The organism is Spiroplasma sp. ald (genome assembly GCF_044714355.1).
GTDB classification, from domain to species: Bacteria; Bacillota_I; Bacilli_A; order Mycoplasmatales; family Mycoplasmataceae; genus Spiroplasma; species Spiroplasma phoeniceum.
In genome coordinates this window covers 1-9,158 of record NZ_RXFY01000039.1, presented here as the reverse complement: position 1 = coordinate 9,158, position 9,158 = coordinate 1, and the positions used below count along the sequence as shown (strand labels likewise).

The following is a 9,158-nucleotide window of genomic DNA, read 5'->3' as shown; positions in this document are numbered from 1 at the left end:
TAATTAATTAAAATTATAATTTGCTATTAGTATCTTTTTAAAAATATTTACAATTATTTTAATAGGTTATGCAAGAAGTCTATTTTATATAATCTTTAAATTTATACTTTTTTCATACTTTAATTATATATTTTTATATAAAGTATGCTATAACTTCATTAATAAATTTGTTGCACTTTCATTTATAATTTATAAAAAATTTTTAAATTTAAGTATTTTCTACTATAATTATTAAAACTATAAAATTAATGTTTGATCAATATTTCTAAATAATATAATCATACAAATTTTAAGGAAAGAGAAAGGAACATAAGTAGATGAAAAAAGCAGTTTTTTCTGATTTGGATGGAACTTTATTAAAAGATAATCATCGGTTTAGTCGGTTAACAAAAAAAACAGTTAATTCAATTCAAAAAAAAGGAATCCCTTTTGTTGTTACAACAGGGCGCCTAGCTAATGATGCAATTCGTCAAGCACGAAAACTAAAAGTTCATAAGTATGATGGTTATGTTTTGGCAAATAACGGAGCAAGTGCTTATTCTTTTAAGACTAATAGTTTTTTATGAATGATGATTTTTACAACAGCAGAAATTAAAACCATTTTTGATTTTACTTATCGCAAATATAAAGTTCATTTTTTTAGTAATAATAGTACTTATGTTTACGAATATGGTGAGAATTCTTATTATTGATCAAAAATAATGCGAACAAAATATAAAATTATCACCAAGGTCGCTGATATTACAGAAGATATTACACATGCTAGTGTTATTGCCCATCAGTCCTTAGATGATAAGGGTGCTAGTGAATTAATGACAAAGTTACGACAATTATTACCGCAATTAGATATTACTCAATATAATAATCGTGTTTTTGAAATTGCTTGCAAGGGGATTTCAAAAGGTAGTGCCTTGCAATTTTTATCCCATCATATTGGAATTGATATTAGTCAAACTTATTCATTTGGTGATTCTTATAATGATCTTGAATTAATTCGTCAAGCTGGAGTTGGGATTGCGGTTAGCAATGCGATTGATGAGTTAAAAACAATGGCAAATGAAGTAACATTATCAAATCGTGAAAATGGGCCAGCAAAATATTTGCAACAGTTTTTCTTAAAAAAATAGTACTTTTATGATATGATAAAAAAGCAAGAGAATTCATTAAAGGAGAGAATTAAAATGGCTGTAAATGAAGTAAAAAATATTGATGAATTCGAAAAAACGATTGGTGATACAAAGTTAACTTTAGTTGATTTTTATGCTGATTGATGTGGACCATGTAAAATGATTGCTCCAATTATTAATGAATTAGCAAAAACGCGTAGTGATGTTAATTTTATTAAAGTTAATGTTGATGTTTTACAAGATCTTGCTCAGCATTATGGAATTTTATCAATCCCAACATTAATTACCTTTCAAAATGGAAATGAATTAAAACGTAAAACAGGATTTGTAACTGCTAACGAAATTGAACAAGATTTATTAAGTTAACAAAGTTTTTACTAATAATTTAAAAAGAAGAAGGTGAATAAAAAATGGCAATGTCAATGAAGAAACGTCGTCGTTTAATGGCAGAGAAAAAAGCGGCGAAAATCTTGGCTCGTAAAGAAGCTGCAAAAAAACAAAAAGAAGAAACAAAAGTTTCAAAGTAGGATATTTAATTTTTAATGGATAATGTTTAATTTAATGAAGATATAGTAATGAACTTTTTAAATCAAAAATTTATTAAATCATCAATTATAACCCTAATTTATCTAAGGATTTTTATAAAATTAAAAAATATTTTATAATAAAAAACACTTAATTATGTTAAATTTTTTAAATATAATTAAGTGTTTTTTTATTTAAAAACAGTTTATAAAATAGTAATAATAAATTTAGAAATAAAAAAGTAGTTTTTATTTTATCCTAAAATAGAAAACACAACAGCAGAAATTAAAGCAAAACCAAAGTTAATTCCAAGCGTAGCAAGCAGAATAAAACCTTTTTTCTTTAAATATCAGACATAACCATTATATTCCGTTTTCAAATGTGAATATTTTGTAATAATACGAAAACCAAGGTCTGCTTGTCAGGGTACTAATTCTTTTGTTGTATTTAGTTTTCGGAGTGGATTTTTAACTAGAATTCAGTTAGTAATAAACATTACTAAAATAATAATAATTAGAATACCAAAGAAAATTTGCGATAAGTCACTATTACTTAACTGTAATTGTTTTTGGCATAATATTAGTGGCGTCATGATGCTAACTTGGATTAATAAAAAAATAATATTAGTAATTAAACTAATAATTCAAAAATTTTTAAGAGATGTTTTCATTAGTTAATTAAATTTTTTAGGAAAATTTTTATTAAGTAAGTTAAAAAATGCTAACAAATTCATCCTCAGCAATTCGTAAGCGAGGGAAACTTGTTCCTTTAACATTGTCATCATAATATCCAAATAGCATTCCTAACTATAAATGTCATTTTGTTGGGTCCACAATATTATGCTTTGTAAAAAATGAGGTTGCTTGCAGTGGCGTAATTCCGCCCATAATACTTGATCCAATTTTTAATTCAGCAGCTTGTAATGCCATAAAACTAGCGACAAGATGTGTTTGTTCATCCGAAAACATATTTGGACTTGGATAACTTTTTAAGTAATTACTCATTCCCCGCACATTTGTTTTTAATGTTTCACCACTAAAAATTCGTTCTAAGCGATTGGTTAAAAATTCTTCAGATTTTAAATAATTACCATTTGCTCCTAATAGTAATGCTAAAATTGGGGTATTCTTTACTTTTTGCTGATTGCCAGGCATAAAACAGTTTAATGCTGCTTGTTCTTTTAATTTTTGATCTTTGATAATAATAACTTTTACTGGTTCTAAGCCATTAGAACTAGGTGCTAAGGCTCCAGTTGTTAAAATTGTTTTTAAATCACTTTCACTAACTGCTTTTGTTTTATCATAGATTTTAATTGCTTTTCGAAACTTTGCTGCTTCTTGTACGCTCATAATTTTCTCCCATTATGTAATTTATTTATAAATTTATTATACGCTAATAAAAATGTAATTAAAAGTACTTAAATTACTAACAAATTTTGGAACAATGTTATAATTAAAAAGATAAAAATTTAGAAAGGGTAATAAAGATGGAATTTTCGCATAAAGCAATTGAACAAAAATGACAACAATATTGAGAAGAACATCAAACTTTTAAAACAACAAATAATTCAGAGCAAAAAGCTTATATTTTAGATATGTTTCCATACCCATCAGGAGCAGGTTTACATGTTGGACATCCAAAAGGATATGTTGCAACTGATGTAATTAGTCGTATGCGAAAATTGCAAGGTTATGATGTTTTGCATCCAATTGGTTGAGATGCATTTGGTTTACCAGCTGAACAATATGCTTTACAAACAGGGAATGATCCAGCAGAATTTACTTTGCAAAACATTGCTAATTTTCGTAACCAATTAAAAGGACTTGGCTTTAGTTATGACTATGAAAAAGAAGTTAATACTTCTTCACCAGAGTTTTTTAAAACAACACAATTAATTTTTGAATTATTATATCAAAATGGATTAGCTGAGATGCGTGATGTTGATGTTAATTGATGTCCTGAATTAGGCACAGTCTTAGCTAATGAAGAAGTCTTAAATATTAATGGAAAAATGGTTTCTGAACGTGGACATTTTCCAGTTTTTAAAAAACCAATGCGACAATGGGTTTTAAAAATTACTGCCTATGCAGAAAAATTATTAGCAGGATTAGATGAAGTTGATTGGCCAGAATCAGTTAAAGAGTTACAACGAAATTGAATTGGAAAATCAGTTGGTGCTGAAATTAAGTTTGCGGTCCAAAATAATCCAGAAATTATTAATGTTTTTACAACCCGTGCTGATACAATTTTTGGTGTTGAGTATCTTGTTTTAGCACCTGAGCATCCATTAGTCTTAAAATTAACAACACCTGAATATGAAACTGCTGTTACAAAATTTTTAACAGCAACAAAAGCAAAAACTGACTTAGATCGGCAAGATATTAGTAAAGAAAAAAATGGAATGTTTATTGGTAGTTATGCTATTAATCCAATTAATGAAAAGCTTATTCCAATTTGAATTGCTGATTATGTGTTACCATTTTATGCAACTGGTGCTGTGATGGCTGTGCCAGGTCATGATGAACGGGATTATTTATTTGCTTTAAAATATCATTTACCAATTAGTTATGTTATTGAAGGAGAACATCATAATAAATTACATAATAAAGATGGTAAACATATTAATTCTGATTTTTTGAATGGTTTAATGACAGAAGAAGTAACAAAAAAAGCAATTGATGTTTTAACAGCAGCTGGAAAAGCGAAAGTTAAAACTACTTATAAACTTCGTGATTGGTTATTTTCTCGTCAACGATATTGAGGAGAACCTTTTCCAATTATTCATTGAGAAGACGGTTCAATTAGTTTAGTTGATGAAACAGAATTACCGTTAGAATTACCAAAAATGACAAATATTAAACCATCACAAACGGGAGAATCACCATTAGCTAATACCACAGAATGATTAACTGTTATTGACAGTACTGGAAAAAAAGGACGCCGAGAAACTAATACGATGCCGCAATGAGCGGGTAGTTGTTGATATTATTTAGCTTATATTTTAATGGAAGATAAGCAACTGTTAGACTTACGTAGTGCTGAAGCACAAGCTTTGTTAAAAAAATGATTGCCAGTTGATTTATATGTTGGTGGCCAAGAACATGCTGTTTTGCATTTATTATATTCACGTTTTTGACATAAATTTTTATATGACCAAAAATTAGTTCCAACTTCTGAACCATTTTATAAATTAGTTAATCAAGGAATGATTTTAGGGACAGATGGTTCAAAAATGAGTAAATCAAAAGGAAATGTGATTAATCCTGATGATATTATTAAATCACATGGGGCTGATACATTACGTTTATATGAAATGTTTATGGGACCAATTGAAGCATCATTGCCTTGAAATCCAAATGGCTTAGATTCAGCACGAAAATGATTAGATCGCGTTTATCGTCTTATTAAAAATAATAATTTTTCGCAAGATAATAATCATGAGTTAGATTTTGTTTATCATAGAATAGTTAAAAACAGCACAGAAATGTTAGAAAAATTAAGTTTTAATACAGCAATTTCACAACTAATGGTCTTTATTAATGCTTGTTATAAAATAAAAGGTCCAATTTATCAACCGTATTTTGAAGGGTTTACTAAAATGTTAAGTTTGTTTGCTCCACATTTAGCAGAAGAAATTTGAACAAAATTAAATCAACCATCATCAGTTGCATTGTCAACATGGCCAACATATGATGAAAAATATTTACAAAAAAATGAGGTTATAATTGCAGTTCAAGTTAATGGTAAATTACGTGCTAAATTAGAAGTACCACTTGATACATCAGAAGAAGAATTATCAGCTTTGGCTAAAGCTAATAGCAATGTTCAAACCTTTTTAGATAAGCATGAGATTATTAAAGAAATTATTATTAAAAATAAAATTGTTAATTTTGTTATAAAATAAATAGAAAAGATATTAATTATTTAATCAAAGGAGAAAAGTAATGCAATTTGTTCGTTCTAGCAATGGACCATGAGGTTTTTTTGACCCAGCAGGTTCATATCTGCCAGGGGCTGATTGAACTGACCAGTGATTTTTTAAAGGTCATAATTATGTCTTTCAATTAGTTGACATTAGTATTTTTGTTTTAATTATTGGTTCATTATTTGTTTGCAGAAAGTATTATGCAAAAACTGTTAATTGACAATGGTTTCGGATTTCAATCGGGATTTATCAAATTATAACTTATTTCTTAACATATGCGATTTGAGTAACTTATTTAGCAATTGTTTTAAAAACAGAGTGAATTTGAGGACTGGTGGGACCTTCGTAAATTCGTGGTTTAAGTGAAGTTATGCCATTACACTTATGTAGTTTACACCAGTTATTATCGGGCTTTATTTTAATTTTTCCTAGTCGAAAATTTTTTGAAGTTGTTGCTCCTTCAGCAATTGTTTTACCAATTTTAGCAATTATAACGCCGGTTAATGGTTATTGAAGCTTAGATAATTTTTTTACTATAATTACTTTATTCTTCATACATTAATTATTTTTGCTTATTTATATGTTTATAAATATGGTTTAGTTGGAAAGCCTTATAGTAGTTTATTATTTAAATGACAGTTATTATGATTAACATTATTTTCTATTATTGCAGTAATTTGAGACTGATTTTTTAAAACAAACCAATTATTTGTGGGGCCAAGTAGCGGTGAACCATGGAACAATGGTGGTTTTAATGTTGGTGGTTGAAATACAAACTTTTTTGGTGCAAAATATATGTGGCCATTTGCTTGATTACCAATGTTTTTCTTAGGAATTGTAATTGTTTCATTAACCCATATTTTATTATTTTATCTACCACAAAGTTTTTATATGATAAAAAAACAAAAAAATTAGAATCTGTTCCTCGCGGCGTATGTAATAAATTTCATACTAAAGAAGGATTAACTTACATTACTTTTACTTTTAAATATATTTTTTGATCAGATAATAAAATTCATTATCATCTTAATCAAACTAATTTATTAAAATTTACTGATATTGAATTATTAACAATTCGCAATAAGAATCATAGTTAGCAAAGCTAACTATTTTTTATTTAATTAAGTTTTCAATTTAAAATAAAGGTATAATATAACTAAATGAAAAAAAGGTGGCGAGAACAATGGTTAAATATGCAATTATTGCAAATGATTATCAAGAATCAACACAGTTAGTTAATAAAATTAGTAAACTTTTACAAGAAAATCAATTAAAAGAAGATCTTAGTAACCCACAGTATGTTTTTATCATTGGTGGAGATGGAACTTTATTAAGAGCGGTTAATAAATTTCAAGATATTATTGATAAAGTTTTTTTTATTGTAATTAAATCTGGTTCATTAGGATTTTATGCCAACTATGATGAAAATACTTATCCTAAAGCAATTAAAGCAATTATTAATAATAAAGTTCATATTCGCCAAATGCCATTATTAGAAATTAAATATAATGGTAATCTTATTCGCTATGGATTAAATGAAGCAAAAGTTGTTGACCATGTTAAAATAATTCGTACTGACATTTATGTTAATAATGATTTATTGGAGCATTTCCGGGGAAGTGGACTTGTTTTTGCAACTAAAACTGGTTCAACAGGTTATATGCGAGCAATTAATGGTTCCATTATTGCATCTAATATTTCCACTCTATGGCAATTAAAAGAAATTGCTCCGGTGGCAAATTCAACTTTTTCCACAATTAACGCTTCAATTATTTTAGACCAAGATCAAATAATAAGGTTAAATGGTGAGTTGAAAGGAAAAAGTTTAGTGATTGATACTTATGAATCAGAAATTTTAAGTTCCGATGTAGAGTTAAAAATTAGTCAAAAAACACTGAACTTATGCTATGATAAAAAAAATGATTTGAGTCTAATTGCAAAGATGAAGTTATTATTTGCTCATTGCAATGATAACAGAGGAGATGATTAATAATGCAAACTGAATATATTATTATCATTGTTGTGGCAATGATTTTAATGCTGTTGTTTATTTTAATGATGATTTTTCGGAAAAAGATTTTTAATTTTCAAAAAATTCTTGTTCCAAAACAAGTGCTTTCTTTTTCTATTAATGATTTAATTAATATTTTAGGAACAAAAACAAATATTACAATGGTTAAAGCAACCTTAACTCGGTTGCGAGTAACAGTAAAAGATTTAGACGAAGTTGATTTGGTTTTGTTAAAAACTAAATTTAAATTAAAAAATATTGATATTGTTGCCCAAACTGTTATTTTGCCATTTGGCAATATCAGTTTAGCAATAAAAGATGAAATGAATAAAATTATTGGAACATAATTATTACAATTTTTTATTATTGTTTATTTTTATCTGAAAATAATTTGTTAAAAGCATTTTCGTGCTTTTTTTTGTTACTTTTAAGAGATAATTTAATTATAAAGTGGAGGAAGAATTGCAATGATATTTGAAGAGTTTATTTTTTATGTGCCAGCGTGAGGACGATTAAAGCAACCTTTCAATAAAAAATTTAATAAAAATCGACGCCACTATAAAGACAGACATGAAGAAACAAGGGATGGCGGAAGACAATTATATAATGATTGAGAAAATAAATTAACAAAAAATGAGAAAAAGGAATTCAAGGAGTATTTGGAACAATATACCGGAAGTCATTATGAACCAATTAATGAATATTTACGAAAGACAAATGGAAAAATATATCATGATATTGAAGCTATTCCAGCTGAACTTAAATTTACAAAAAATGATTTAAAGAAAGTTAATGATAAAATTTTAAAATTAGATAAATCATTTCAAAAAGCAAAAACAAATGAAAAATTAGTTGTTTTTCGTCGGGTTAGTGGCTATCAATTTTCAGACCATGATCTTAATTTACGTGATGCAAATAATAAAATTAATCGTGGTTTATTTACGCAAATTCGGCAAGACTATACTGGTAAAAAATTTACGCAACATAGTTTTTTAAGTACGTCTTTATCAAAAGACCCTCATAAATCATATTCTGGGGAGCGTTATCCAATTTTATTAAGAATTAGTTTACCAAAAGGAACAAAAGCAATTTATGTTGATGAAATTAGTAAGTATTATGGTCAAAATGAATTATTGTTAAATCGTGGTTATACCTTTCGTTATCATAACTTCCTTATTGTTAAAGATAAAACCACAGGTAAAGAAAGTATTAAAGTTGAGATTTCTTTAGCACAAGAAGATAAAAAATTTTAAATAATAAAGCAAAGAATGAAAAGGATAAGTAAATATTATGGAAAAAAATACAGATATTGATAATATTAAGCAACAAAGTTCTTGCCTTAACAGTGATTGTGAGCATGCGTTAGATAGTGATGATGATGGCATTCCTGATTGTTGAGAAATCAATGGTTATACAGTTGAAGGGGGATTAATTGTTCCTTGAGATGATAAAAAACACAAACCAGGTAAATTTATAAAATATAAATCAGACCCGTATAATAGTCATACCACTTGTTGCTGCGTATCCTAAAATTGGAGTAATAGATTTCTTGCATAACCTATTAAAATAA

General features: G+C 27.3%; 12 protein-coding genes. 10 read left to right on the top strand and 2 right to left on the bottom strand.

Translation table 4 applies throughout. From position 1 onward, the window contains the following. Positions 1-317: 317 nt before the first annotated feature. Positions 318-1,127 carry a Cof-type HAD-IIB family hydrolase gene (locus EHU54_RS02955; RefSeq protein WP_114565339.1) on the top strand — a complete coding sequence of 270 codons (810 nt, stop codon included), beginning with the start codon at positions 318-320 and terminating at the stop codon, positions 1,125-1,127. A gap of 54 nt (positions 1,128-1,181) precedes the next feature. After that, entirely contained in the window at positions 1,182-1,493 is a 312-nt protein-coding gene (gene trxA, locus EHU54_RS02950) for a thioredoxin (RefSeq protein WP_400248851.1), read from the top strand. 412 nt (positions 1,494-1,905) lie between these two features. On the opposite strand, the gene EHU54_RS02945 is transcribed toward trxA, so the two are convergent. Next, positions 1,906-2,244: a hypothetical protein gene (locus EHU54_RS02945; RefSeq protein WP_400248850.1), complete on the bottom strand. Its 339-nt coding sequence runs from the start codon at positions 2,242-2,244 to the stop codon at positions 1,906-1,908. A 214-nt stretch (positions 2,245-2,458) separates the two neighbouring features. Further along, positions 2,459-3,001: a nitroreductase family protein gene (locus EHU54_RS02940; protein ID WP_400248849.1), complete on the bottom strand. Its 543-nt coding sequence runs from the start codon at positions 2,999-3,001 to the stop codon at positions 2,459-2,461. Positions 3,002-3,138: 137 nt separating this feature from the next. On the opposite strand from EHU54_RS02940, the gene leuS reads away from it, so the two are divergent. The 8 genes from leuS (at position 3,139) to EHU54_RS02900 (ending at position 9,118) form a co-directional block, all read left to right on the top strand. Further along, positions 3,139-5,556: a leucine--tRNA ligase gene (gene leuS, locus EHU54_RS02935; protein ID WP_400248848.1), complete on the top strand. Its 2,418-nt coding sequence runs from the start codon at positions 3,139-3,141 to the stop codon at positions 5,554-5,556. A gap of 40 nt (positions 5,557-5,596) precedes the next feature. Continuing rightward, complete coding sequence (locus tag EHU54_RS02930) at positions 5,597-5,926, top strand: hypothetical protein (protein WP_400248846.1); 330 nt, start codon at positions 5,597-5,599, stop codon at positions 5,924-5,926. 21 nt (positions 5,927-5,947) lie between these two features. Beyond that, positions 5,948-6,139 (top strand): hypothetical protein, encoded by a 192-nt coding sequence (locus tag EHU54_RS02925; protein WP_400248845.1) that lies wholly within the window; start codon positions 5,948-5,950, stop codon positions 6,137-6,139. A gap of 149 nt (positions 6,140-6,288) precedes the next feature. Next, a complete protein-coding gene (locus EHU54_RS02920; protein WP_400248844.1) occupies positions 6,289-6,492 on the top strand; it encodes a hypothetical protein in 204 nt (67 codons plus the stop codon). 268 nt (positions 6,493-6,760) lie between these two features. After that, a complete protein-coding gene (locus EHU54_RS02915; RefSeq protein WP_400248843.1) occupies positions 6,761-7,567 on the top strand; it encodes an NAD(+)/NADH kinase in 807 nt (268 codons plus the stop codon). Between the two features lie 2 nt (positions 7,568-7,569). Beyond that, positions 7,570-7,935 (top strand): PTS transporter subunit EIIB, encoded by a 366-nt coding sequence (locus EHU54_RS02910; RefSeq protein ID WP_400248842.1) that lies wholly within the window; start codon positions 7,570-7,572, stop codon positions 7,933-7,935. 120 nt (positions 7,936-8,055) lie between these two features. Further along, a complete protein-coding gene (locus EHU54_RS02905; RefSeq protein ID WP_400248841.1) occupies positions 8,056-8,841 on the top strand; it encodes an ADP-ribosyltransferase in 786 nt (261 codons plus the stop codon). 37 nt (positions 8,842-8,878) lie between these two features. Beyond that, positions 8,879-9,118: a binary toxin-like calcium binding domain-containing protein gene (locus EHU54_RS02900; protein WP_400248840.1), complete on the top strand. Its 240-nt coding sequence runs from the start codon at positions 8,879-8,881 to the stop codon at positions 9,116-9,118. The last annotated feature ends 40 nt before the right edge of the window (positions 9,119-9,158 follow it).